Consider the following 24,971-nt stretch of genomic DNA (forward strand, 5'->3'; position numbering starts at 1 on the left):
CAGCAATGCATGGAGCTGACCAGTACTAATCGGTCGAGGGCTTATCCAATATGCAAGTTATAAATCGCACATTTCGTTTCGGATCTAGTTTTCAGGGAGCAATCCTTGTAAGCATTGTTCATGATTGTCTATTTGGAGAGATACCCAAGTGGCTATAAGGGGACCCTCTGCTAAGGGGTTAGACTGCGTAAGCGGTGCGAGGGTTCGAATCCCTCTCTCTCCGCCATCTTTACCTTAAGATGGACAAGCAATCAAGATCAATATTATTAATATGGCGGTGTAGCTCAGCTGGCTAGAGCGTACGGTTCATACCCGTGAGGTCGGGGGTTCGATCCCCTCCGCCGCTACCATATTACCCAGGAGGCTTAGCTCAGCTGGGAGAGCATCTGCCTTACAAGCAGAGGGTCGGGGGTTCGATCCCCTCAGCCTCCACCATATACGCCGGTGTAGCTCAACTGGTAGAGCAACTGACTTGTAATCAGTAGGTTGGGGGTTCAAGTCCTCTCGCCGGCACCATTAATGCCTGGAACCGTGGTGTAGTTGGCCTAACATGCCTGCCTGTCACGCAGGAGATCGCGGGTTCGAATCCCGTCGGTTCCGCCATTAATCTAAAAATTAAATAAGGCTCGGTAGCTCAGTCGGTAGAGCAGAGGACTGAAAATCCTCGTGTCGGCGGTTCGATTCCGTCCCGAGCCACCATGTAATCCTGGAGGATTAGCGAAGCGGCCAAACGCATCAGACTGTAAATCTGCTCCCGTACGGGTTCGGTGGTTCGAATCCATCATCCTCCACCAGTTTTTCGAGTCATTAGCTCAGTTGGTAGAGCACCTGACTTTTAATCAGGGTGTCGAAGGTTCGAGCCCTTCATGACTCATCTTTTGAAAAAGAGTGATTGATCATTAATTTGATTAATCACTCTTTTTTGTTATAGATAAATAAATTAATAATATGGAAACTCTGATAAAGACTGAAAAAGGCGATGCTGCGCAAGATATGATAAAATAATAGAAAAAAGCAGAGTGGTGGCGTTCATTATATGAAGCTCATACCTGATCTAAAAAAACAAATCGAAGCAATTATAGGTACTATATTGGACGAATCCGTGATAACTATAGAAGAATGGAATCAATATGGATTGAGCTCAGCTCACCGTAGAACTGTTCCAGTGGCTCATAATACTCTTACAAAAGAGGCCGAAGGTTTCTTACGTGATGATGAGATGATGGATGGTTTAGCAAAGGATGTAAGCAGTTGGCGTACAGAAGACCAAATATATTTTAAAATCGGGATGAACGAGGAAGAAGGTACTGTTTTATATTGGGGATGCTCTGTTGACGCCGTTACGCTGGAAGTACAGCGTTTAATTGAACTTCTCATTACTAGTCATAGGGAATCGTTAGATGAAGAACAGCCTGTGATATATGAAAACGATAGAGAACAACAGCTTGCTGAATTGGGACAGTGGCTTCGGAAACAGGTTGAGCAAAGAGTTCAGCAGGAACCTATTCCGGATCATTTTTCATTGGATGGAGAATTGAACACAGAGAAAATCCCATTTTTGCTGCAATGTGAGACACCTGATGCTCATCGTATTCGTTCGAAGGAATTGAACAAGTTACTCGAAAGTTACTTCGGTGAAGAGATTATACTGATTCCTGTGGGAGCGCAGGAGTGGGTGTTTCTGGGTGATGAACAGATTGTCACAGGCGAAGCTGAAGAGGATACGACGGAAGCCAGAAAAGATTTATTGAATGCCTTCTGTCAGGGGCTCTATGAATTGGTAGCCAGTGAATGGGCGGGTGTATTTCATTTGTCCGCATCCTTACCGTGTATCCCTGCAAAACAGCTATCTTCTGTCACGGCACTTCTTCAAGAGAGTGTTCACTTGGGCAGAGCTTTCCATGTCGTGCAACACATTCATCTTCCTTGGGATCTGCACCTTGAGCGTTTGGTAGATAGTATTCCTGTGCAACAGCGACTTCGTTTTATACGGGAAACGGGGAAAGGCACTGTGTTGTTTAGTGATAGTGAAACACTGGCTACACTGGAGACCTTCTTCAATCTCGATTGTAATGTCAGCGAGACGGCAAAGCGACTCTTTATTCATCGAAATACCTTGGTATATCGTTTGGATAAGATCAAACAGGAGATTGGATATGATGTTAGAAACTTCGAAAGTGCTGTTCTGGTGCGACTTTTATTGCTTATGTACAAAGTGACGAAAAAGCTTTGATATTTTTGTGCAGTTTGCGAATAGTCAAACATCATGCAAATGGGTTAATATAAAACTACAAAATGTATTCGATTACAAAATGATCTCTGAGGAGGCAACAATCATGGCTGGTGTACGTTTAGAGCATATTTTCAAAAAATACCCGGGTTCTGATAAAGCAACAGTAGTTGATATTAACCTGGACATTAAAGATAAAGAGTTTCTGGTACTGGTAGGTCCGTCCGGTTGTGGTAAATCAACAACACTGCGTATGATCGCAGGCCTTGAGGAAATTTCTGAAGGTAAACTCTATATCGGTGACCGCGTCGTTAATGATGTTGCTCCTAAAGACCGCGATATCGCGATGGTATTCCAATCCTATGCCTTGTATCCGCATATGAGCGTATACCAAAACATGGCGTTTGGTCTGAAATTGCGTAAAGTGAAAAAAGATGAGATCGACAAACGTGTACGTGAAGCAGCTAGAATCCTGGATATTGAACATTTACTTGAGCGTAAACCTAAGGCATTGTCCGGTGGTCAACGTCAGCGTGTCGCTCTGGGACGTGCGATCGTCCGTGATCCACAAGTGTTCTTGATGGATGAGCCTCTCTCCAACTTGGATGCAAAATTGCGTGGTCAAATGCGTGCTGAGATCACTAAACTGGCGAAACGTTTGGAAACAACTGTTATCTACGTAACGCATGACCAGATCGAAGCAATGACAATGGGTGATCGAATCGTTGTTATGAAGGATGGTATCATCCAACAAGCTGCTTCTCCGGAAGAGCTTTACAACCTCCCTGCTAACCTGTTCGTAGCTGGTTTCATCGGTTCCCCGACAATGAACTTTATCTCGGGTAAATTGGCTGAGCAAGGTGCTAGCATGCATTTCGTAGCTCCTGGTGTGGACGTTGAAATCCCACAAGGTAAAGCACAAGTGCTGAAATCAAGAGGATACATTGGTAAAGAAGTCATTCTGGGTGTTCGTCCAGAAGACATTCACGAAGAGCCAGTATTCCTGGAAGCATCCCCGAACTCTGTATTCTCTACACACGTAGACGTAACAGAGAACCTGGGTCACGAAATGCTCCTCTACTTGAGCGGTGTAGGTAACGACACTACAATCGCACGTGTAGACGGACGTTCCAACACTCGTGATGGTTCCACAGTTAAAATGGCAATTGACATGAACAAAGTTCATATCTTTGACAAAGAGACTGAAGCAAACGTTCTTCTTCAAGACTAATAGTACTGAGATTCATCGGTAACGATAGAATCTATCAGTTAACGCAATCATACATGGTAATCTGAGCCCCTTCCGTTATTGCTGGAAGGGGCTTTTTTACTCATACACGGGTGGAAGCCAAGATTGCATTCATCCCGGAATTCATTTAAGATTATTTGAAGGTTAGATGCTGTAACAAACAACATGAATGCGCTATTAATGCAATGGAATGACGCTAATGCTGATGTACATAGAGGGCAGCGAATGCTGAAAGGAAGAGACAAATGGCGAAAAAAGTGAAAGTATCTGAATTGGTACAACAATTCCAGTTGGAGGTTGTTTCTGGATCTCACGGACTGAAGAGAGTCATTACTGTAGACGATTTAAACCGTCCTGGTCTGGAAATGGCCGGTTATTTTGAATATCATCCACAAGAACGGGTACAGCTGCTTGGTAGAACAGAGCTGGCCTTTTTTGCAATGTTGCCAGAAGATGAGCGCCGTGATCGGATGCAGCGCCTTTGTACGGAAGAAACGCCATGTATCGTAGTAACCCGGGGACTTGAAGTGCCACAGGAACTGATTGACATCAGTGAAGAACAGAACCTTGCTGTGCTTCGCAGCAACATGGCTACAACGATTCTGTCCAGCCGGATTACTGGATTTCTGGAGAAGAAACTGGCGCCTACAGCAACAATTCACGGTGTACTCTGTGATGTGTATGGAGTAGGCATGTTAATCACCGGAAGCAGTGGCATTGGTAAGAGTGAAACTGCACTGGAACTGGTGAAACGTGGTCACCGATTGATTGCCGATGATGCGGTAGAAATTCGTCAGACATCAGACTTCCAGCTGCACGGAACTGCGCCAGAATTGATCCGTCACCTACTTGAGATCCGTGGTGTCGGCATCATCAACGTAATGACATTGTTCGGTGCGGGTGCGGTTCGTAATAACAAACGAATTACACTGGTTGTTCGTCTGGAAGCTTGGCAGCAGGATAAACAATATGATCGTCTTGGCCTGGATGAAGAGACGACACGCATCATTGACACAGATGTACCGCTTGTAACGATTCCTGTTCGTCCGGGGCGGAACTTGGCTGTTATCATTGAAGTAGCGGGAATGAACTATCGCTTGAAACAGATGGGGCTGAATGCTGCGTTGCAATTTACGAACAAGCTGACAGCAACGATCTCTGAAGATATGGAAGACATGGACTAAGAAGAGAAGGATCTATTATATGATTAAAGGCCAATTGTTGATGTGTTTTACTCCTTTATAGAGCGTTGGAGACATACAGCAGTTGGTCATGCTTGTGAATGAGTCAATTTATAGGAGTGTGAATGAATGGATACATTATTACTGTTGAACCCGATAGCGTTCTCCATCGGAGCGTTAAAGGTTCACTGGTACGGGCTTATTCTCGGTACAGCGGCGCTTGTAGGTTTGCTGCTCGTCATCCGGGAAGGCAAACGGTATAACATTCCGCAGGAAGTGTTCATGGACATGGTTCTGCTTGGTGTGCCTTCTGCCATTATCGGTGCCCGCATATACTACGTGGCATTTCGATGGGACGATTATAAGGATAATTTCTGGGATGTCTTTAAAATATGGAATGGTGGTATCGCCATATATGGCGCACTGATTGGTGCGATCATATGTGCAGTCATTTTCTTCCGTCGTAAAGGGTATAATTTCTGGCGTATGGCCGACATCTGTGCACCTGGATTGATCGTTGGACAAATGATCGGACGCTGGGGTAATTTTGTAAATCAGGAGGCCTATGGCGGTCCCGTAGAAGAATCATTTTTGAGAGACAAGCTTCATTTGCCAGACTTTATCGTTAATCAGATGAACGTGGAAGGTGTATTCCATCATCCTGCATTTTTGTATGAATCGATGTGGAGTCTTGTTGGTCTGGTCATCTTACTGGTGCTTCGTCGTCAGAAGTTCCTGCGTGCTGGTGAGCTGTTTATGTCCTATTTTATCTGGTACTCAATCGGTCGATTCTTTATCGAAGCGCTGCGTACCGACAGCCTGGGATTCCAGGCTCCGCAATGGGTTGCCTCCATGGTTAATGGATTATGGTCACCGATGACAGCTATGGGCTTCGAGCAAGGATATCTTGATCCAGCCTACGGTAACGTAAGAATTTCGCAGCTGCTGGCTATTGGGATCATTATTGTTGCGGTAGTCTTCATCGTCGTGAGAAGAATGACAGGCAAGGCAGATGTACGGTATAGCGATCCAATTGTATCTTCCAAGGTTCCTTCAGAATCATCGGATGATATGGTGCAAACGGGCCCGGTTGCAGGCAAAGAGGACACGGTAACTCCAGTCTCGACCAAAGAGGATCTGAAGCAAGCTGAAGAGAAAAAGGAGTAATGCAACATGATTGACACGGTTTTGTTTGATCTGGATGGAACGATTATCGACACGAATGAACTAATTATTAACTCTTTCCTTCATGTAATGGAGGATTTGCAGTTATCTACCCCTTGGACACGCGAACAGATCATTCCTCATATGGGAGGAACACTGGAGAATCAGATGCGTACGTTCTCTGGGAAAGAGGATGTTGCGGAGTATGTCAAAGGATATCGGGCGTACAACGACGTTCATCATGAGGCGATGGTTCAGCCTTTTCCTCACGTGATTGAAGTCGTTGAAGCTCTTCATGAGGCAGGAATTGTGATGGGTGTTGTCACAACGAAGATTCGTCCATCTACTCTTAAGGTGCTGGAGCGTTTCGACCTGTTGAAGTATATGAAATCGATTGTAACAGTTACCGATGTAACCAATCCCAAACCGCATGCTGAACCGGTCCTAAAGGCGATCGAAGAGTTGGGTGCAGATCCTTCCAGAACATTGATGGTGGGTGACAGCCCAGTCGATATTCAATCGGCACAGAACGCGGGTGCGCTGGCGGCAGGCGTAGCCTGGTCGCTTAAGGGAGAGGTCGTATTGAGCGGCTATAACCCGGATTACATTTTGCACGACATGAAGGATTTGCTTAAGCTGATTGAAACGGAACGTTCATGAGAAAAGTAACCCGCTATCCCGTAGAAGGCCATAACGCACTTTGGCATATCTATAAGACAGTGAGTCCATGGAAAGGCGTGCGTAACTTTATCTGGATTCAGTTGTCACGGTACTGCCCGATTTTGTCGGTCAAAAACTGGATCTATCGTCGCATGCTTGGCATGAAGGTGGGTAAACATACGGCATTTGGTTTGATGGTGATGGTTGATGTGTTCTTTCCGGAGAAAATTACGGTGGGTGAAAATTCCGTGATTGGTTACAACACCACGATCCTGGCTCACGAGTATCTTATTAAAGAGTACAGACTGGGTGAGGTGATTATCGGAGAAAATGTACTGATCGGTGCTAATTCAACCATCCTGCCGGGTGTAACCATTGGAGACGGTGCGGTAGTAGCTGCAGGAGCAGTTGTTCATAAGGATGTAGCTCCGGGGGCTTTTGTTGGAGGAAATCCACTTCGTGATCTGTCTCGCTCGAATGCTTCAGCGGAGGAGATTGTCTTAAAGGCTGATGAAAACAAATGATTTTGGGAGACGGCCTACGGACATATCTGAAAAGATCACCAACAAAGGATACGAAAATTGACCTGAATTGATTCAGTCAGGGGAAGAGCAATAAGTCGAACGGACTGGAATAAGGAAGCTGCTGATGGCAGCTTTTTTCGTATACAAATAATTAGACTCATGTTCAGCAATGGGATCAAAATGGAGGATGTAGTACAAGCAACCCAAAGGGGCCGTATTGTTGACGATGGATAGTCATTCATGTTATCATATCCCATATCCTTTAGTTTGTTAGCACTTTACCATGTTAAAGAAACGCGATGGAATTTAAGTATAATTAAGCATAAATGAACACGTACTAAACATTTTCTAAAGGCTGCCTGGCAGCAACGATAAAAATTCAGGTTACAAGATAGAATGGGGATTTACACTACATAAATCCTGTTGAAATAGAACGTCTACCAATCTTAAATTACTGACTCGGGGTGAATAATACCAATGTCCAAACCAAAAGGCTTTGAAAAACCGACAGGTTTTCGTGACTATACACCACATGTGGTGACCAAGCTGCGAACCATTGAGCGGAATGTACTGGAATGCATGGAACGCTGGGGTTACCGTCAAATCATAACGCCAACGATTGAATACTACGATACTGTAGGTGTAGCGAGTTCCACATCGGATCGCAAGCTGTTTAAATTATTGAACAGTCGCGGGACTACGCTGGTGCTAAGATCAGATCTGACAGCTCCGATTGCACGTGTGGTCTCTTCTCTGTTGAAGGATGAGGAGCTTCCTCTGCGTTTGTCCTATCATGCGAATGTGTTTCGTTCCATTGAAGAGGAAGCAGGACGTGAGGCGGAATTTTTCCAGACAGGTGTAGAGCTTGTCGGTGATGATTCGCCAGAAGCAGATGCAGAAGTTGTAGCACTTGCGATTGCCTCTTTGCAGGCAGCGGGTGTGTCTTCCTTTAAAATTGCGATGGGTCATATGGGATTTCTGAACGGGTTACTGGGAGAAGTCATTCCGGGTCAAACGGTACAACAGGAACAGTTGAAAGAAGGATTGCTGGGACGTGATTATGTCGGCTATCGCCAATCCATTGAAGCATTGAATCTAGAACCGAAACTGAAAGAGCAGCTTGAAGCCATTTTGCGTCTGCGTGGCGGTAAAGAGGTATGTACACACGCAGCAGAGCTGAGTTCAAGTACTGAAGCAGCACAGTCCATTGCACATCTCTGTGCAGTATTCGAAGTGTTGGAAGCGTACGGTGTCTCTGAGCATGTATTGATTGATCTGACGATGATTGGTGATTTCTCCTATTATACAGGCATGACGTTTGAAGGGTATGCGGCAGAGCTCGGATCCCCGGTATGCAGTGGCGGACGATATGATAATCTGTTACAGCAGTTTGGCCGTTCATTACCGGCTACAGGGTTTGCACTCAAAACAAACCGGATTATCGATGGTGTTCATGGAATTACGATGGAAGAGAAGAAGCCTGTGCTTATTCAATATACTTCGGAATGCCGGGCTGAGGCTCTAACAGAGGCGGCGAGACTACGCAGCATCGGTCAAAATGTAGTAACATACCTCCTTCCTAAAGATGGAGCAGAGACTCTAACAGGCAACAAGTCAATCCAGGCTGAGAAGGTTATCATGTACGGACATGAAAATGGAGGGGGACGCTGAGATGTCGGATATTTTGAAGGTAGCTATGCCGAAGGGCCGAATCTATAAGAAAGCCTCCAAACTGTTCCGTGAAGCAGGGCTTGATATTCCGGAAGACGTGGACGATACGCGCAAGCTGGTCATCGAAGTGCCGGAAGCGGGGATGGAGTTCATCATGGCGAAGCCCGTAGACGTGCCAACGTATGTGGAGTATGGAGTAGCGGATATTGGCATAGTGGGTAAAGACGTTCTGCTTGAGGAAAATCGGGACGTATACGAATTGTTGAACTTGGGAATCGCCCAGTGCCGCATGTCTGTTATTGGACTACCGGACTGGACGCCTGGCATTCAGCAGCGAGTGGCAACAAAGTACCCGAGAATCGCTTCCCAATATTTCCGCGAGCAAGGACAGCAGGTGGAAGTGATCAAACTGAACGGGTCCATCGAACTGGCGCCGCTGATCGGTTTGGCAGATCGAATCGTCGATCTGGTGGAGACTGGCCAGACGTTGCGTGAGAATGGACTCGTGGAGATGACGGGTATTCTGGATATCACAAGCCGCCTTATTGCCAATCGGGTCAGCTATCGGATGAAGAATGCACGGATTCAAGCATTATGCGATGCTCTCCAACGGGTCATTCCAGCCTCGAATGAGGTGTCTTCGGGGATAAATCAAGCATGTAAGATGGAGCAGAAGTAACTAATCAATGATTGATCATATAGCATAAACGGATATTAGAGGTACCACAGGTAATACAGGGATAGGGAGGTTGTACTCATGAAAATTGTACCTGCACGGGAGTTTGATTTGAAGCGGGAAGTGGAATACGGTACACCTGAGCAAAATGAAGCGGTACGGCGCATTGTCAGCGACATTCGCCGGGAAGGAGATGCGGCACTGCTGCGTTACACAGAGCAGCTGGATCGCACGAAGCTGACGGCTGCGGAGCTTCGCGTGCCGCAGGAAGAGCTGCAAGCAGCCTATGCAGCTGTGGAGCCTTCCTTCGTGACGGCGATCCGTCAGGCCGCCGCTAACATTCGTGCGTTTCATGAGAAGCAGAAGCGCAACTCATGGATGGATTGGCAGCCGGACGGCAGTCTGCTGGGCCAGGTAATCCGACCGCTGAAGCGGGTCGGCGTTTATGTACCTGGCGGCAAAGCAGCGTATCCTTCGTCGGTGCTGATGAATGTGATTCCGGCACAGGTGGCTGGCGTGCCGGAGATTGTTTTGGTGACGCCGCCGTCAACAAATGGCGGCGAAGGCATTAACCCGTACATTCTCGTGGCTGCTGCGGAAGCAGGCGTGAGAGAGATGTATCGGGGTGGCGGCGCTCAGGCGATCGCCGCCCTCGCCTACGGCACGGAGAGTATTGCCCCGGTCGACAAGATCTGTGGACCGGGCAATATTTACGTGGCGCTCGCGAAGCGCGAGGTTTATGGCGCAGTCGATATCGATAGTATCGCCGGGCCGAGTGAGATTGTGGTGCTCGCCGATGATACGGCGAATCCGGTGTATGTCGCCGCCGACCTGTTGTCGCAGGCGGAGCATGACGAGATGGCATCGGCCATTCTCGTCACAACCTCGGCCGTGCTGGCGGAAGCCGTGCAGGCCGAAGTGCGGCAGCAGCTAGAAGTGCTGCCGCGGCGTGATATCGCTGCTGCTTCCGTGGAGCAGTATGGCGCAATTATTGTGGTCGATTCCATCGATGAGGGAATCGATGTGGTGAACCGGCTCGCACCGGAGCATCTGGAGATCATGGTGCAGGAGCCCATGGCTTACGCTGGCCGGATTGAGAATGCCGGAGCGATCTTCCTCGGCCCGTATAGCTCGGAGCCGGTAGGGGATTATTTTGCGGGACCGAATCATATTATTCCGACAAATGGAACGGCACGATTCAGCTCACCTGTGGATGTGGATGATTTTATCAAAAAATCAAGTTTGATCTATTACAGCAAGGAAGCGTTGCTCCAAAATGGAGCGGCTATTATAGAGCTGGCCCGGCATGAAGGGCTCGAAGGACACGCCCGTGCGATCGCTGTACGGTTAGAACAGGAAGGAAAGGCGGAATCGGATAATGGATAAGCAGAATAATGGTTTGGACCTTCAGAATAAGGGTGCTGTACGTCAGGCAGAGGTAGACCGCAAAACAAATGAAACGAACATTCAGCTTTCTTTTGCCGTAGATGGAACCGGGCAATCCGAGATTGAAACGGACGTACCTTTCCTGAATCATATGCTCGATCTGTTCACTAAGCATGGACAATTCAATCTGAACGTACAGGCGCGCGGCGATGTTGATATTGATGACCACCACACGGTGGAGGATATCGGGATCTGTCTGGGACAGACCCTTCGTGAAGCATTGGGTGACAAGCGGGGCATCAAACGTTATGCGAGTGTTTTTGTGCCTATGGATGAGGCTCTCGCTCAGGTAGTCATCGATGTCAGCAACCGCCCTCACTTTGAGTACCGCGCACAATACCCATCTCAGCAAGTGGGCAGCTTCTCAACCGAGCTGGTACATGAGTTCCTGTGGAAACTGGCGCTGGAAGCGCGCATTACATTGCACGTTATCGTGCACTACGGACAAAATACGCACCACATGATCGAGGCGATCTTCAAAGCACTGGGACGTGCACTGGATGAGGCAACAACGATTGATCCACGTGTAACGGGTGTGCCTTCCACGAAGGGAGTGCTGTAGACGATGGCGATTGCAATTGTCGATTATGGTATGGGGAACCTGCACAGCGTCGGCAAAGCGGTCGAACGTCTTGGCTACGAAGCGCTGGTCACAGGTGACCGGGATGCGATTCTTGGTGCAGATGGTGTGATATTGCCAGGTGTAGGTGCATTTGGCGATGCCATGGTGCACTTGAGAGAGAGTGGCTTGGACGCTGTGGTGAAGGAAGCGGCAGCTGGACCAACACCGCTGCTCGGGATCTGTCTGGGCATGCAGCTGTTGTTCAGCTCAAGTGAGGAGCATGGCGAGCATGAAGGATTGAATATTTTGCCGGGTAAAGTGGTGCGATTTGCACCGGGAGAACTAAAGGTTCCACATATGGGCTGGAATCGATTGCAGTTCCTGCACCCGGAAAATCCGCTATTCGCGGGGCTTGAGGCAAGTCATGTCTATTTTGTCCATTCATATCATGCACGTACGGACGTAGAGAGCGATCTATTGGCAGTAACGGATTACGGACATCCGGTTACGGCGATTGTTGGCAGAGGCTCCAATTTCGGTATGCAGTTCCACCCGGAGAAGAGCGGAGAGCTGGGTATGAAGCTGCTTGGAAACTTCCTGGCGTTGACTGGATCAAAGGCGTAATCATAATCAGCGATCATATGATTTTTTTAATTCATCCTTATAAAATAACGTAGCAAACTTATATAGAATGTAGCCTAGAGCACAAATATGAATATATTCAGGAGGCCTTGTATGTCATCTTTTATCATATATCCGGCAATTGATATCCGGGACGGCAAATGTGTAAGACTGGTGCAGGGAGATTACAATCAGGAGACGGTATATAACGATGACCCGGTTCAAGTTGCTCTTTCTTGGGAGAAGCAAGGTGGTACATACGTTCATCTGGTGGATCTGGACGGTGCAAAAGCAGGTCATCCCGTGAATGATGAGCTGATCGGGCGTATTGCTTCGGCCGTGAACGTGCCTGTTCAGGTAGGTGGAGGTCTTCGTACAGTGGCTGATGTAGAACGTTTGTTGGGCCTCGGCGTAAGTCGTCTTATTATCGGGACAGCTGCGATTGAAGATCGCGCTTTTACAGAAGAAGTACTGGGGCGTTACGGAGATAAAGTAGCTATTGGCATTGATGCACGCAATGGCTATGTGGCGACACGCGGATGGCTGGAGACATCGGAAGTTCAGGCCGAGGTACTTGCGAAGGAACTGGCGGCATTTGGTGCCGAAACCTTCATCTTCACAGACATCTCCCGTGATGGCATGATGCAGGGTCCTAACGTGGAAGCGATCGTGTCTCTTGCAAAGGCGAGTGGCCGTACGGTGATTGCTTCCGGTGGAGTTAGTGTCATGGATGATCTGCTTCGTTTAAGCAAGCATGCGGAAGATGGTGTCGGAGGAGCAATCGTAGGTAAAGCGCTGTATACTGGTAGTATTGATCTTTCCGAAGCGGTACGTGCGGTAAATAAATAATAGCGATACTATATAGGCTCAAATAAACATTTGCACGATAACGGAGAGGACAGAAAAAACCTGAAGAAGTGAAACGTTCGCCTTTATCCCCGGATTTTCCCTTTAAAAAGGATCAAAAAATCTGGGGATAACAGCGATCGTAAGGTTGTTCTGTCATCGGAGGGGCTAGTGTGAATATTCTAAGTTGAACTTATTCAGGAATGCGATCATCAGGAGAGAGGAAGAGGAGTATGCTGGCAAAAAGAATCATTCCTTGTCTGGACGTGAAGGACGGCCGGGTTGTCAAAGGCGTTAACTTCGTCAATCTCCGCGATGCGGGTGATCCGGTGGAGCTGGCGGCGCTGTATGACCGCGAGGGTGCGGACGAACTGGTGTTTCTCGATATCTCCGCTTCGGTGGAAGGCCGCGAAACGATGGAAGAAGTAGTGCGGCAAACCGCAGGCGAGATCGCCATTCCTTTTACCGTAGGTGGAGGGATCTCCAAGGTGGAAGACATGAAGCGCATTCTGCGTGCAGGAGCGGACAAGATTGCGGTAAATACGGCAGCTGTGCTTAATCCTCAGCTGATTGCAGACGGAGCACGTCGCTTTGGTTCCCAGTGTATCGTCGTTGCAATAGACGCCAAGTATAATGAGGCTTGGGGCGAATGGGAAGTGTACACGCATGGTGGACGTAAACCTTCAGGAATTAAGGCGCTTGATTGGGTTAAACAGGCGGAGACCTTAGGCGCTGGCGAAATTCTGCTGACAAGCATGGACGCGGACGGAACGAAGGACGGATTCGATCTGAAGCTGACTGCAGCGGTATCCGAATCGGTACGTATTCCGGTCATTGCTTCAGGCGGTGCAGGCAAGGAATCCCATTTCTATGATGTCTTCACTACAGGCAAAGCGGACGCAGGTCTAGCAGCAACGATATTCCATTACAAAGAAATCGCCGTTCCGGCGTTAAAACAACATTTGAGAGAGCAAGGGGTGGAGATCCGTGACTAATGTAAGCAATGAGATTAAGGAGCAGTTATCCTTGGAGCAGGTTGTGGAACACATTCGCTGGAGCGATGGTTTGGTACCTGCCATTGTGCAGGATGCAGAGACACGTCAAGTTCTGATGATGGCTTATATGAATCGGGAATCCCTAAAATTGTCGCTGGAATCCGGTGAAACGTGGTTCTGGTCACGCTCGCGTCAAGAGCTGTGGCACAAGGGCGCAACTTCAGGTAACGTACAGACGATTACTTCATTGAAATACGATTGTGATGGTGACACCTTGCTGGTTGAAGTGAAGCCGAACGGACCTGCTTGCCACACCGGAGCAGTGACGTGTTTCCATAATGAAATCGTGGGCTTGCCAGAGCAATCAGCAAATCAGACTTCAGGTGATTCTATTGCAACGACTGCAAGTGCCAGCTCCGAAAGCCGTTTTGAAGTACTGGCTGAACTGGAATCGGTCATTGCAGAGCGTGAACGTGAGCGTCCGGAAGGTGCATATACGACGTACCTGTTCGATAAAGGCGTTGATAAAATTCTGAAAAAAATCGGTGAAGAAGCGTCCGAGACGATCATTGCCGCCAAAAATAAAGACAATGACGAGCTTCGTCTTGAGGTCAGTGACCTGATGTACCACTTGCTCGTTCTGTTGCAAGAGCGCAAGCTGCCGCTGGATGACATCATGTCAGAGCTGAGCCGTCGCCACGAGCGGCCTCGCCGCGATTAGGAGGCGAGCCTGTGCTAATAGACTATCATACACACCATGAGCGGTGTGGTCATGCGGTTGGCAAGCTGGAGGCTTATGTGCAGCGTGGGGTGGAGATTGGCTTGTCGCAGATTGGGCTGTCGGATCACATGCCTTTGCTGCATGTAGACCCTGCTCACTATTATCCTGAGATGGCAATGCCTATGGACGAGCTGCCGCGTTACGTGGAAGAGTGTTTCTCTCTGAAAGAGCGCTACCGTGGTCAGATTGATGTGCGTGTCGGCCTCGAAGGCGACTATATCGAAGGCTGGGAGACAGAAATTCGGGCCATTATTGAGCGGTATCCATGGGACTATGTGATTGGATCGGTTCATTTTCTCGGGGAATGGGACATTACGGATTTTCGCCAGACCCATCATTGGGAAGGGAAAGACGTACTAGAAGTCTATCGTCAGTACTATGATGCTGTGAGCAAAGCGGCAGCGACGGGAATGTACGATATTATGGGTCATACAGATGTGATCAAACGCTTTGGCTTCACTCCGGCACCAGAGCAGACTGAAGAGCGTATAGATCTGGAGAATGCGGCGCTGCAAGCTATCGCGAAAAGTGGCTGTGCCATGGAGCTTAATGCATCAGGATTATCGAAGCCATGCGCAGAGATGTTTCCTGGTCGCCGGATGTTAACAGAGGCCATTCAATTGGGGATTCCGCTGACCCTTGGCTCCGATGCACATGATCCGCTGAAGCTAGGCGATTATCTGCCTGAGGCCGAGGCGCTCTTGCGTGAGCTGGGCTGTACGGAGGTAGCCGTTTTTGAAGGTCGACAGCGCTCGTTCCTTTCTTTAAATGTATAAGGTAGTGGAGTATAATGAGGGTAGGAAATAACCTTTTTAGAGGTAGTTCAAAAAAGTCCGCTTTTGATTACGAAGGATGCCTAATGGCATCATCAGCGTCGAAGCTGGAATTCAGCCGAAATGTTCGTTGCTCACGTAGTTTTGCCTACGCTCCGCTACTCCATTTCTAGCTTTATCCCATCTTCTCGGTACTGAAAACGGGTCTTTTTGAACATTCACTTTTAGACTGATAAAGGATTATATTGGGACTTCAACCCTCGGGAGGGCATTATGCAGCATTCGTTACGTATTTTTTCCGGTTCATCGAACCCTAAGCTGGCAGAACAGGTATGCGACAAGCTGGGTGTACAACTAGGCAAGATCAAACTGTCCCGGTTCAAGAGCGGAGAAATATACGTTCACTACGAAGAGACGATCCGCAACTGTGATGTATTTCTGATACAATCATTATCTCATCCGATCAATGAGTTGTTCGTAGAACTGCTCGTCATGATTGATGCAGCCAAAAGGGCTTCTGCGCGTACGGTAAATATTATTGTTCCTTATTACGGATATGCCCGTCAGGAACGCAAGTCTGCTCCGCGTGAGCCGATCTCGGCCAAGATGGTTGCGGATGTGTTAACTACTGCTGGGGCAAACCGGGTAGTTACCATTGATCTGCATGCAGCGGCAATTCAAGGGTTTTTCAATATTCCTGTGGATCACATGACATCATTGGATCTCATCAGTGATTATTTGCTGAGTAAAGGGATTGAAAATCCGGTAGTTGTCTCCCCTGATGCGGGACGAGCCTCGATGGCAGAGAAACTGGCGAATCGTCTGGATTCACCTTTTGCCATTATGATCAAAAAGCGGCCAAGCCACAATGAATCGATCATTACGCACGTTATTGGGGATGTTGAAGGTCGAACTCCAATTATTATTGAGGATCTGATCGATACCGGAACGACAATTCTCAATGTTGTTGAAGGCTTGAAGGAGCGAGGCTCCAAAAACGTATATGTATGCGCAACACATGGTCTGTTCTCGGACGGAGCACTAAGTAAGCTCAATCACCCGTCTATAGCCGAGGTGGTAGTCACAGACTCCATCGCACTGCCGGATGACCATCCAGAATGCTTCAAAGTGTTGCCCGTAGCTCCAATGCTTGCGCGTGCTGTTCGCATTATTGTGGATGGTGGCTCCATGGCGACGTTGTTTAAAGATTCAGGGATTTAATCATGCAGCACAGATCTGTGCGAATTCAGGTGTATTGTGCCGTGTTTGAGTGGTTTGCTGCTCAGCACGGTTTTTGTTTTTTTATGATGGATTAGGGTAAAGATGCGGATGAGTTAAGGAGAAGGAGGGAATCGATTACTGATTTGCTGCCTGGGGGCTTGTGCTATAATAACTTAAAATTGATTTTATGGCTGCGTATATAGGGAATTCAATCCCAGAGATGTAACTGATGTGATGAACAGTAGAACCACGGCTATTATACAACGGTGTCGTGGAGTGAGGAGTGGGGTCTATTGTCCCGGACTTGGTATTATCGTTTACTGTTTTCTTATTTTCCTATTTTCTTTCTTACCATGACCGTACTCATTTTTATCGCTTTTGTTTTCATTAATGACATCTCCAGGGAAGAAACAAGGAAAGCAGACCGTATCTCCTCCAGCTATTTGGTGGACAGTCTGGACCGGACGATCCGGGATATTGAGTTGTCGGTTATGGAAGCGGTGCAGAGTGAGCAGGCTTATAAGTACTATTTTAATAGCCAGAACCAAGTGGGCAAAGAGACCGTGTATAGCATTGCTCAAAGCTTGCGTGAGCTGACGAGTTCCAACCCTTGGATCCAATCCATTTATTTGTATGACAAGAAAAATGAAAGCGTTTTAACCTCAAGCGGCTCCAAGGATGTAGATAGCTTTTCAGACAAGGCGTGGATCGACCGGATCGACTCTGGTTCTCTTACTTCAGGCTGGCAGCCTGTCAGGGAATTCGATGCAGGAGTTAATCAGCGTACGCCTATTCGGGTGTTGACGGTGGATAAGGATATGCCTTTGCCATTTGGCTCTGATGGGGTGCTTGTCATTAATATCAAGATGAGCAGCATCGAGCAGAGCATTGATAGTATGGTTAATGGACAGCTTTCTTTCATGAGCATTCTTGACCATGACGGTCGAGTGGTTTACGATGCACATTCAGATCGTGAAGGTGCTGTAGAAGGCCAAGAGCTGAACACCCTTTCGCTGGAAAGATTGGGTTGGACGATCTCCAGTGGAATCAAGGAAGGGAACTTATATGGTTGGGTCTCGGTGGTTTCCTATGTATGGGTGATTATTGCGGTTGTTACTGTCATTTGTGCAATCGTCTATATTATCTATATCACTCGTCGCAACTATAAACCCATTCAGATTATTATGAATCGGATTGAGGCGCATCAGATTCGAGTGCTGGAGCAATCGGGTTCACGGACCGATGAGATGAAATTGATTGATGGCGTGTTGGAAAACCTAATAAACCATATGATGGATTCGGACAAAAAGAGCAGGGAAAACGTGCTGCTGCAGCGCAGCAAACTTTTTAACGATCTGCTGAATGGGGAGAATCTGGATCATGCGGTAGAGCGATTAAAGGATCTTTCCCCGTTAACTGGCGTGGATACTTCGTCATGCTTCGCTGTTGTGGTTGGCCAAATCAACCGATATGAGAAGGGATTCCAGGAACGGTTTACGAGAGGCGAGCAGAATACACTCAAATTTGCGTTAATGAATGTGCTGCAGGAGCTCTCACGCAATGCGGGTATGCAATGCTGGACCGAATGGGTCAGCTCAGATCAGATTGCGATCCTTTTCCTGTCCACAGATGGTAACCCGGATATGACGGAGCAAATTCGCTTAGTGGCGGAGGAATGCCGATCCTGGGTTGAGCAGAATCTGCGTATATCATTGAGTTTCGGTATCGGACCGATCGCAGAGGGAACCAAGGCCATTCGTGAATCATACGTAGCGGCTGAGACTGTGATGCACCGCAGATTGCTGAGAGATGGTGATGTCGCTCTGGCTGGGTATGGAGAAACCCAGCAGCAGCTGCTTGATACCTATACTTATTTGCAGATGATTGCTGATTTTGTTAAACGCTTTAGGATGTCGAGCAGTCAGTGGCGTGATCAACTGGAGGAGATCTTCGCGGCTTTTGAACGTGATAAGCTGCCAGATGATGAGATTCACTCCTTGATTCAGGCGATGCTACAGATGCTCAGCCGGGAAGTAGCGGTCATGTCCGAACAGCTGCAGGAGAAATTATCGGAGGAAAACATAAACAAGTGGTTGATGCTGATGCATGAAGCGGAGACACTTGAAGGTGTCAAAGACATTCTGTTTGATGACCTGACGGACTTGTTCAGAACTTATGTGTCGGTAACTGAAACCAAGAGCTACAAAGCGATGGTCAATGAAATGAAAAACTATATTGAAGAACAGTTTGCGAATCCTGATCTTTCGCTGAAACATCTGAGCGATCGATTCCAGATTACCGGCAAACATGCGAGTTATTTGTTTAAGACAGAGTTCAATATGAAGTTTGTAGACTTCCTTACAGAATTGCGGATGAAGGAAACGGAGCGTCTTCTGCGGAGTACGGATCTTTCCCTACAGGACATTGCCTTGAAGGTGGGGTATGCCAATGGAATTACCTTGGGACGTGTATTCAAACGGGTTGAGGGTATTACACCGGGAGACTATCGCCGTATGAAACGTGAACATCACGATTCCGAGTCGTAATTCAAAGGCTCATGCTACGCATTATATCGTGCTAAGCACAGGGTGGAATTCATGCAGGTTTTTCTCAGGAGAAGCCATGTAGGAGTCCGCCTTTTTTTGCTGCTAGTGTAAACCTGTATCCCACCTTGGAAGCTTGCGCTTATGCAAGAAACCCTTGATTTACGCCTGTTTTCGGGTCCTTTACGAATATAGTCAGTCTGCGAAAATCGTCGCTCGGGATAAACCATTATCCTTATGTAAGCGTTTCCGAAACGAGTTTATTGCCAGAGCGCGGAAAGATGTGGAATACTCTGGGCAAGCTTTAAACATTCACGCAATGCTAAGGAGATGACAAAATGACAGGAAAAGCAACCAAAGGGAGTCTAAAGAAATGGATGGGATTGGCGCTTACTATGGTAATGGGAGTTTCCTTGCTAGCCGGCTGTTCATCTGCATCGAATCAGGAATCAGAAGGCAGTGCATCAGGCAATGGCGAGCGTGTCACTTTAAAAGTGGAGGTGTTTGACCGCGGGAATAGTCCTTCACCTTATACCATTACGAATAACTATTTGTCCAAACTGATCCAGGAACGGTTCGGCGATCCGAATAACATTGATATACAATTCGTACCGATTCAGCGCTCGGAGGAAGTAACCAAGCTGAATGTCCTAATGGCGAGTAATACGGATGTTCCGGATATTGTATTTGTTTATGACTCAAGTGTATTTTATCGTTACGCCGAACAAGGCGGTCTGACTGATGTGGGAGAGTTGATTGATCAATACGGACCTAACCTGAAAAAATTCCTTGGCGAGGACACCCTTAAGTTTGGTCAATTAGAGGGCCAGCAGTTCGCAGTTCCTGGCAAACGTGCCATCACAGGCAGATATAGCTCTTATATTCGTCAGGATTGGCTGGATAAACTGGGATTGCCAGTACCGAAGACGACGGATGAATTGTATACCACTTTGAAAGCATTTAAAGAGAAGGACCCTGGTGGACTTGGCAGCAAAAACATTCCAATGGGAATGGCACTGGCGCCAGCTCAGTTCGAAACGCTGATCTACTCATTCATCAAGCCGATCAGCGGAGATCTGACTTATGCCCAACGTTATGAATTGCCTCTCCATGAGGGCTTCAAGGATGCCATGAAGTTCATGAACAAGCTGTACAATGAAGGCTTGATCAGCAAGGACTTCAGTTTGGATGAAGATAAGGCCCAACTGGTGAAGGATGTACAGAACGGAAACATTGGCTACTGGTCTGAGGATGTCGACGCTATTTTCTATGCAGATGGCACTCTGGATAACTTGCTTAAAAATACGCAGGGCAGTAAAGTGCTTCCGGTTGATGCGTACACCAACGCAAACGTAGACAACAAACATATCAAATCCCGTTACGGTTCAAACGGCATGTACATCATGATTCCGAAGAGCAGCAAACGTTCGGTGGAAGCAATCAAATATTTGGATTGGATGGCATCAGACAATAACCTGATTGATATTTACAGCGGCGTGGAAGGAGAGAACTACGATCTGGTAGACGGAATTCCTGTTGTCAAAGAGGATGCTTCACAGGAAGCGAAGGATCGTCTGTTCAACGCAGGGGATACAGCTATTATCTCAAATGGTAAAAATATCGGTGATCAGGCTACCAACGAAAAAGCATGGATCATGGGCTTCCCGCAAAATAATCAGGAAATGCTTAAACAGTCGATTGATATTGCTAACACCGATACGGTAGGACCCATCATTTTTGACAAACCGATTCAGGCAGAGATGAAGTACAGCACGGCGCTCAAAGATAAGCTTAATGTCATTATCGTAAAAACAGCAATGGCTAAACCGGAAGAATTCGACGCAGTGTATGAACGGGAAATGAATGATTTCATGTCCCTGGGCGGCACAGAATTGAAGAAGGAACTGGATCAAGCGGTTCAGGAGCTTGCTGCGAAATAATAGTCGGAGATATGAATGTATGAACGTACGAATCCAAAGAGCACAAGCTTGATATCGCATCACTCATGAAGGGACTTGTGCCGTCGGCTGAGGTTAAGGCGGCACAGTGTTTCTTCGTTGTTAGGAGGAGACCGACTTGACCGCATACTTGAAGAGGTATTGGCAATTATACGCGTTGATTTCACTGCCCCTCATCTATTTCGTGGTGTTTCGCTACGGACCGATGTATGGCGTTCAGATCGCATTTAAGGATTTTAATCTGTTTCAAGGTATTAACGGCAGTGAGTGGATCGGTTTTGATGCCTTTCGCGAGGTATTCGGGATGCGAGATTTCTACACCACGTTGCGCAACACCTTTATGCTGAATTTTCTTGATCTGATCGTTTCGTTTCCTGCTCCCATTATATTAGCCATCATGCTCTATGAAATCCGGTTTAAATGGTTTCAAAAAATATCGCAGACGATTCTGTATATCCCTCATTTTATTTCGTGGGTCATTATTGGGGGAATTGTGTACCAGTTATTCGGCAACCAATCCGGTATGGTAAACGGTGTACTTGAAAGTATGGGCTTAAATCCGATTCCATTTTTGACGGAGAAAAACCCGTGGCTCGTGACGTACTTGTTCACAGGTGTCTGGCAAAGTGCAGGCTGGGGAACGATTCTATATCTGGCTGCGCTGACGGGTGTTAATAAGGAACTGTTCGAAGCAGCAGAGATTGATGGAGCGACGCGGCTGAAGAAAATCTGGCATATAACTCTGCCAAGCATCAAGCCTACTATTGTTACTCTGCTCATTCTTAATTTGGGACACATGGTCAGCATCGGATTTGATCGTCCTTATATTATCGGGAACACGGCAGTACGTGAATATTCTGATGTGCTCAGTACCTTTGTATACCGGGTCGGGCTGGAATCGGGACAATATACGCTGGCAACCGTCGTTGGACTGTTCCAGGCAGTCGTGGGACTTATATTTGTACTCGGTTCGAACTATATATCGAAAAAGACAACAGGTGAAGGAATTCTTTAAAAGAACAGAAGGTACGCTTAGCTGCTTTATATGTATACCATCAGTAAAGGAGTTGTGCGCATATGAGTGAACGCACCTCAAACCGGATTTTTGATACCGTTATCATCCTGTTTATTAGCTTGTTCGTCGTGTTCTGTCTCGCTCCGTTTCTGCACACGATTGCCATATCATTAAGCTCCAATCGTGCCATTACATCGGGTGAAGTCACCATTTTTCCTAAGGAGTTCAATTGGGATGCGTATGTTAAGGTGTTCTCCGATCATTCGATGCTGTATTCCTTGGGATATACGACCCTGTTAACGATTGTGACAACGGTGCTATGCATGGTGTTCACAATCGCAGCTGCATACCCATTGACCAAGAAAAAAATGAAGGGCCGCAAGCTTTTCATGTACGTGATCATCATTACGATGTTCTTTAGCGGGGGGATCATTCCTGAGTACTTGCTCATTCGTGACCTGCACTTGCTTAATTCGCCGTGGGCGTTAATTCTGCCAGGTCTGGTCAGTCCGTTTAACCTGATTATCCTGATCTCATTTTTCAATGGTATACCAGAAAGTCTGGAGGAGTCCGCTGAAATTGACGGCAGTTCACATCTGCATACACTGTTGAAAATCATATTACCGCTTTCAATGCCGGTCATGGCAACTTTGGCGTTGTTCTATGCTGTTGGCCGCTGGAATGGCTTTCAGGATTCCCTGATGTACATTAATGATCCTAAGCTGTATCCACTTCAGCTCAAACTGTTCCAAATGGTGCAAAACAACATGGTGAGTGAGCTCACACAGATGGAAGGTGCCAACCGCGCTCCATTAACCCCGGAAAGTCTCAAGGCGGCCACCGTTATTTTTGCAACCGTACCGATTCTGCTCGTCTATCCATGGCTGCAAAAATATTTTGTTAGCGGTGCCATGCTTGGAGCTGTTAAGGGCTGATCATAGGTTTTCTTAAGCCAATCGTGATTAACCAGATGACAAGAATTATTGCGCCGAATATTCCGTTCATCGGCATTTGTTTGGAGGGACTGGACATGTACAGACAACTGGTGGAAAGCAATGACAGAGCAGTGCAAAAAGGGATATCGCGGCAAGTGCTTGATCCGGACAGCCGCTATTATGGAGGAACGATTGACCCCTCTACAGGTATCGCCTGGGTCAACCATACGACCGGAACACCTACGGACATGTGTTACTGGGGAGCTGCACTCGCCAATCCGGATTCGATCTATTATCGGGATGAAGATCTGTTAAATCGTCTGCAGCTTGCATCGGAGTACGTACTCCGTAATCAGCATGCAGACGGCTCCATCTCCCCCGGTTGGACCAATTCCCATTCTCCGCCGGATACCGCATTTCTTGTCGTGGGATATGCCCAGTTATATCAACTTCTTCAGCAGCAAGACTGGGAGCCATTGCAACCTGTGCTGGACAATATGCGCCTGTTTCTGGAACGAACTGCTCCAGTCTTGCTGACTGGAGGCTGTCATACGCCGAATCATCGCTGGGTGCTATGCGCGGCGCTCGGTTTCCTGCATCAATTGTTTGACCTGGAGGAAGCTGTGCAGCGTGCAGAGCAGTGGCTGGCTGAAGGTATGGATATTACGCCTGATGGGGAGTGGACTGAACGAAGCAACGGAATCTACAGCGCGGTTAGCGACATCATGCTGATTCATGCGGCACGCCTGTTGAACCGTCCCGAATTGCTGGACCCGGTGAGACTCAATCTTCGTATGATGGTGTATCTTGTACATCCAACAGGTGAGGTTGTTACAGAATACTCAGGTCGCCAGGATCTGGGGAGCGTGCATGATTTATCACCGTATTACTTGCCGTATGCCATTATGGCTCGGTTGGACGGTGATCCGATCTTTGCCGGCATGGCCGATTGGGCTGGAGAAATGTTAACAGATCCCGGCGTCTGCTCGGTCAATGCGCTCGTTCGGCTGCTGCTGGAGCCTGAGCTTCAGCAGCAGGCTGGTAAGGCACGGGAACAGCTGCCTGAGCGGTACGAGATCATACTGAATGAACGATTTGTGCGGGAGGGCTATTTACAGCGAATGGATTCGGCAGGTCATCATGGACACATCTCGCACAGCCGGTTGCATACGGACTTCGGCGCACCTGTAGCACGTATTCGTTCCGGTAATACAAGTGCGACTGTAATGACGGAGGTGCCTTCATTCTTTGCCCTTCGTCATGGTGCCGTACGTCTGCTGGCCGTTCAGTTGGCCTCCTATTTTAATCCAGGGTATGTGCCGATGCAGCATATGTCTCGATTGCCAGCAGGTTACCGTCTGACGGGCGAACAGAGGAAAGGCTATTACGGCCCGATCCCGGATAGCCAACTGCCTGAGACGGCGGGAACAGCTATCAGTCCGTGGTATTTGTTGCCCCATCAGAGTCGAGATCTCACCCATGAACAGACGTTCCTTGTACAGACGGAAGTATTAAGAACGGAAAATGGCTGGACCCTGAAGCTGGCGGGAGAGCAGCCGGAGCAGCTTATGGTGCAGCTGTCTTTCGTGTTCGGCAGCGAGGGCGAGCTTTCCCAGGGGGAATTGCTTGAGACAGATGAAGGCCATTATCTGTGGAAGAGCGGCACATTGCGTTATTCCTGTGGAGATGACTGGATTGAGCTGACCGGAGGCGAGGTAGGGCATTTGGCAGCAACCGTACGTGAGGCAAAGCTGCCAAATAAGTGTAAGGTTGTACTGGTTAACTTTATGACCCCTTTCCACAAGACAGTTCATATCTCTCTTTCGCCATCCATGGCGTTGAAGCTGTAATTCTGATGAATCTCTCTATAAGGAAGAGTACATGAAGCAAAAAGATGACATTTCATTCGAAAGGGATGAG

General features: G+C 47.7%; 21 protein-coding genes and 8 tRNA genes. All 29 read left to right on the top strand.

Translation table 11 applies throughout. From position 1 onward, the window contains the following. Nucleotides 1–134: 134 nt before the first annotated feature. Nucleotides 135–226, top strand: a tRNA-Ser gene (locus tag CRO25_RS28280). Nucleotides 227–273: 47 nt separating this feature from the next. Beyond that, nucleotides 274–350, top strand: a tRNA-Met gene (locus CRO25_RS28285). A gap of 9 nt (nucleotides 351–359) precedes the next feature. Next, nucleotides 360–435, top strand: a tRNA-Val gene (locus CRO25_RS28290). Between the two features lie 5 nt (nucleotides 436–440). After that, nucleotides 441–516, top strand: a tRNA-Thr gene (locus CRO25_RS28295). A gap of 9 nt (nucleotides 517–525) precedes the next feature. Then, nucleotides 526–603 (top strand) — tRNA-Asp (locus CRO25_RS28300). A gap of 20 nt (nucleotides 604–623) precedes the next feature. Further along, nucleotides 624–699, top strand: a tRNA-Phe gene (locus CRO25_RS28305). Between the two features lie 9 nt (nucleotides 700–708). Continuing rightward, a tRNA-Tyr gene (locus CRO25_RS28310) sits at nucleotides 709–794 on the top strand. 7 nt (nucleotides 795–801) lie between these two features. Continuing rightward, nucleotides 802–874: transfer RNA gene (locus tag CRO25_RS28315), tRNA-Lys, on the top strand. Nucleotides 875–1,222: 348 nt separating this feature from the next. Beyond that, nucleotides 1,223–2,233: a CdaR family transcriptional regulator gene (locus CRO25_RS28320; protein ID WP_256863771.1), complete on the top strand. Its 1,011-nt coding sequence runs from the start codon at nucleotides 1,223–1,225 to the stop codon at nucleotides 2,231–2,233. A gap of 103 nt (nucleotides 2,234–2,336) precedes the next feature. Continuing rightward, entirely contained in the window at nucleotides 2,337–3,461 is a 1,125-nt protein-coding gene (locus CRO25_RS28325) for an ABC transporter ATP-binding protein (protein ID WP_063566522.1), read from the top strand. A 263-nt stretch (nucleotides 3,462–3,724) separates the two neighbouring features. Then, nucleotides 3,725–4,663: an HPr(Ser) kinase/phosphatase gene (gene hprK / locus CRO25_RS28330; RefSeq protein ID WP_063566521.1), complete on the top strand. Its 939-nt coding sequence runs from the start codon at nucleotides 3,725–3,727 to the stop codon at nucleotides 4,661–4,663. A 126-nt stretch (nucleotides 4,664–4,789) separates the two neighbouring features. Continuing rightward, the gene (gene lgt / locus CRO25_RS28335; RefSeq protein WP_079697259.1) at nucleotides 4,790–5,827 is read left to right on the top strand and encodes a prolipoprotein diacylglyceryl transferase; all 1,038 of its coding nucleotides are present in this window, start codon (nucleotides 4,790–4,792) and stop codon (nucleotides 5,825–5,827) included. 6 nt (nucleotides 5,828–5,833) lie between these two features. Further along, nucleotides 5,834–6,484, top strand: coding sequence for a pyrophosphatase PpaX (gene ppaX / locus CRO25_RS28340; protein ID WP_079697260.1), 651 nt, complete (start codon nucleotides 5,834–5,836; stop codon nucleotides 6,482–6,484). Beyond that, nucleotides 6,481–7,008, top strand: coding sequence for a DapH/DapD/GlmU-related protein (locus tag CRO25_RS28345; RefSeq protein WP_072735749.1), 528 nt, complete (start codon nucleotides 6,481–6,483; stop codon nucleotides 7,006–7,008). The genes ppaX and CRO25_RS28345 overlap by 4 nt, the downstream gene beginning before the upstream one ends. Nucleotides 7,009–7,485: 477 nt before the next feature. Further along, nucleotides 7,486–8,679, top strand: a complete 1,194-nt coding sequence (locus CRO25_RS28350; RefSeq protein ID WP_079697261.1) for an ATP phosphoribosyltransferase regulatory subunit — start codon at nucleotides 7,486–7,488, stop codon at nucleotides 8,677–8,679. 1 nt (nucleotide 8,680) lies between these two features. Next, entirely contained in the window at nucleotides 8,681–9,358 is a 678-nt protein-coding gene (hisG, locus tag CRO25_RS28355) for an ATP phosphoribosyltransferase (RefSeq protein ID WP_079697262.1), read from the top strand. Nucleotides 9,359–9,436: 78 nt separating this feature from the next. After that, entirely contained in the window at nucleotides 9,437–10,741 is a 1,305-nt protein-coding gene (gene hisD, locus CRO25_RS28360; RefSeq protein ID WP_079697263.1) for a histidinol dehydrogenase, read from the top strand. Next, nucleotides 10,734–11,363, top strand: a complete 630-nt coding sequence (gene hisB, locus CRO25_RS28365; protein ID WP_079697264.1) for an imidazoleglycerol-phosphate dehydratase HisB — start codon at nucleotides 10,734–10,736, stop codon at nucleotides 11,361–11,363. Before hisD ends, hisB begins: the two co-directional genes overlap by 8 nt. A gap of 3 nt (nucleotides 11,364–11,366) precedes the next feature. Beyond that, on the top strand, nucleotides 11,367–11,987 hold the full coding sequence (gene hisH / locus CRO25_RS28370) for an imidazole glycerol phosphate synthase subunit HisH (protein ID WP_072735752.1): 621 nt from the start codon (nucleotides 11,367–11,369) through the stop codon (nucleotides 11,985–11,987). 111 nt (nucleotides 11,988–12,098) lie between these two features. Then, the gene (hisA, locus tag CRO25_RS28375) at nucleotides 12,099–12,833 is read left to right on the top strand and encodes a 1-(5-phosphoribosyl)-5-[(5-phosphoribosylamino)methylideneamino]imidazole-4-carboxamide isomerase (protein WP_024634114.1); all 735 of its coding nucleotides are present in this window, start codon (nucleotides 12,099–12,101) and stop codon (nucleotides 12,831–12,833) included. A gap of 230 nt (nucleotides 12,834–13,063) precedes the next feature. Continuing rightward, the gene (hisF, locus tag CRO25_RS28380; protein ID WP_072735753.1) at nucleotides 13,064–13,825 is read left to right on the top strand and encodes an imidazole glycerol phosphate synthase subunit HisF; all 762 of its coding nucleotides are present in this window, start codon (nucleotides 13,064–13,066) and stop codon (nucleotides 13,823–13,825) included. Further along, nucleotides 13,818–14,546: a bifunctional phosphoribosyl-AMP cyclohydrolase/phosphoribosyl-ATP diphosphatase HisIE gene (gene hisIE, locus CRO25_RS28385; protein ID WP_064641184.1), complete on the top strand. Its 729-nt coding sequence runs from the start codon at nucleotides 13,818–13,820 to the stop codon at nucleotides 14,544–14,546. The genes hisF and hisIE overlap by 8 nt, the downstream gene beginning before the upstream one ends. 11 nt (nucleotides 14,547–14,557) lie before the next feature. Beyond that, nucleotides 14,558–15,382 (top strand): histidinol-phosphatase HisJ, encoded by an 825-nt coding sequence (gene hisJ / locus CRO25_RS28390; protein ID WP_079697265.1) that lies wholly within the window; start codon nucleotides 14,558–14,560, stop codon nucleotides 15,380–15,382. A gap of 270 nt (nucleotides 15,383–15,652) precedes the next feature. Then, nucleotides 15,653–16,600 carry a ribose-phosphate pyrophosphokinase gene (locus tag CRO25_RS28395; RefSeq protein WP_063566509.1) on the top strand — a complete coding sequence of 316 codons (948 nt, stop codon included), beginning with the start codon at nucleotides 15,653–15,655 and terminating at the stop codon, nucleotides 16,598–16,600. Between the two features lie 353 nt (nucleotides 16,601–16,953). Beyond that, nucleotides 16,954–19,146 carry a helix-turn-helix domain-containing protein gene (locus CRO25_RS28400; RefSeq protein WP_257018783.1) on the top strand — a complete coding sequence of 731 codons (2,193 nt, stop codon included), beginning with the start codon at nucleotides 16,954–16,956 and terminating at the stop codon, nucleotides 19,144–19,146. A gap of 335 nt (nucleotides 19,147–19,481) precedes the next feature. Next, the gene (locus CRO25_RS28405; protein ID WP_064641190.1) at nucleotides 19,482–21,083 is read left to right on the top strand and encodes an extracellular solute-binding protein; all 1,602 of its coding nucleotides are present in this window, start codon (nucleotides 19,482–19,484) and stop codon (nucleotides 21,081–21,083) included. Nucleotides 21,084–21,219: 136 nt separating this feature from the next. After that, nucleotides 21,220–22,116 (top strand): sugar ABC transporter permease, encoded by an 897-nt coding sequence (locus CRO25_RS28410; RefSeq protein ID WP_063566506.1) that lies wholly within the window; start codon nucleotides 21,220–21,222, stop codon nucleotides 22,114–22,116. A 62-nt stretch (nucleotides 22,117–22,178) separates the two neighbouring features. Further along, complete coding sequence (locus CRO25_RS28415; protein WP_063566505.1) at nucleotides 22,179–23,051, top strand: carbohydrate ABC transporter permease; 873 nt, start codon at nucleotides 22,179–22,181, stop codon at nucleotides 23,049–23,051. Between the two features lie 95 nt (nucleotides 23,052–23,146). Next, entirely contained in the window at nucleotides 23,147–24,901 is a 1,755-nt protein-coding gene (locus CRO25_RS28420; protein WP_079697267.1) for a hypothetical protein, read from the top strand. Nucleotides 24,902–24,971: the final 70 nt, after the last annotated feature.

This window comes from Paenibacillus sp. RU5M, from assembly GCF_900221055.1.
In the GTDB taxonomy this organism is placed as follows: domain Bacteria; phylum Bacillota; class Bacilli; order Paenibacillales; family Paenibacillaceae; genus Paenibacillus; species Paenibacillus marchantiae.

Bases quoted from the DNA above. Each gene is read 5' to 3' on its own strand.
- CRO25_RS28320 (WP_256863771.1), top strand. From the start codon at position 1,223: ATGGATGGTTTAGCAAAGGATGTAAGCAGTTGGCGTACAGAAGACCAA.
- CRO25_RS28325 (WP_063566522.1), top strand. From the start codon at position 2,337: ATGGCTGGTGTACGTTTAGAGCATATTTTCAAAAAATACCCGGGTTCT.
- hprK (WP_063566521.1), top strand. From the start codon at position 3,725: ATGGCGAAAAAAGTGAAAGTATCTGAATTGGTACAACAATTCCAGTTG.
- lgt (WP_079697259.1), top strand. From the start codon at position 4,790: ATGGATACATTATTACTGTTGAACCCGATAGCGTTCTCCATCGGAGCG.
- ppaX (WP_079697260.1), top strand. From the start codon at position 5,834: ATGATTGACACGGTTTTGTTTGATCTGGATGGAACGATTATCGACACG.
- CRO25_RS28345 (WP_072735749.1), top strand. From the start codon at position 6,481: ATGAGAAAAGTAACCCGCTATCCCGTAGAAGGCCATAACGCACTTTGG.
- CRO25_RS28350 (WP_079697261.1), top strand. From the start codon at position 7,486: ATGTCCAAACCAAAAGGCTTTGAAAAACCGACAGGTTTTCGTGACTAT.
- hisG (WP_079697262.1), top strand. From the start codon at position 8,681: ATGTCGGATATTTTGAAGGTAGCTATGCCGAAGGGCCGAATCTATAAG.
- hisD (WP_079697263.1), top strand. From the start codon at position 9,437: ATGAAAATTGTACCTGCACGGGAGTTTGATTTGAAGCGGGAAGTGGAA.
- hisB (WP_079697264.1), top strand. From the start codon at position 10,734: ATGGATAAGCAGAATAATGGTTTGGACCTTCAGAATAAGGGTGCTGTA.
- hisH (WP_072735752.1), top strand. From the start codon at position 11,367: ATGGCGATTGCAATTGTCGATTATGGTATGGGGAACCTGCACAGCGTC.
- hisA (WP_024634114.1), top strand. From the start codon at position 12,099: ATGTCATCTTTTATCATATATCCGGCAATTGATATCCGGGACGGCAAA.
- hisF (WP_072735753.1), top strand. From the start codon at position 13,064: ATGCTGGCAAAAAGAATCATTCCTTGTCTGGACGTGAAGGACGGCCGG.
- CRO25_RS28395 (WP_063566509.1), top strand. From the start codon at position 15,653: ATGCAGCATTCGTTACGTATTTTTTCCGGTTCATCGAACCCTAAGCTG.
- CRO25_RS28400 (WP_257018783.1), top strand. From the start codon at position 16,954: ATGACCGTACTCATTTTTATCGCTTTTGTTTTCATTAATGACATCTCC.
- CRO25_RS28405 (WP_064641190.1), top strand. From the start codon at position 19,482: ATGACAGGAAAAGCAACCAAAGGGAGTCTAAAGAAATGGATGGGATTG.
- CRO25_RS28415 (WP_063566505.1), top strand. From the start codon at position 22,179: ATGAGTGAACGCACCTCAAACCGGATTTTTGATACCGTTATCATCCTG.
- CRO25_RS28420 (WP_079697267.1), top strand. From the start codon at position 23,147: ATGTACAGACAACTGGTGGAAAGCAATGACAGAGCAGTGCAAAAAGGG.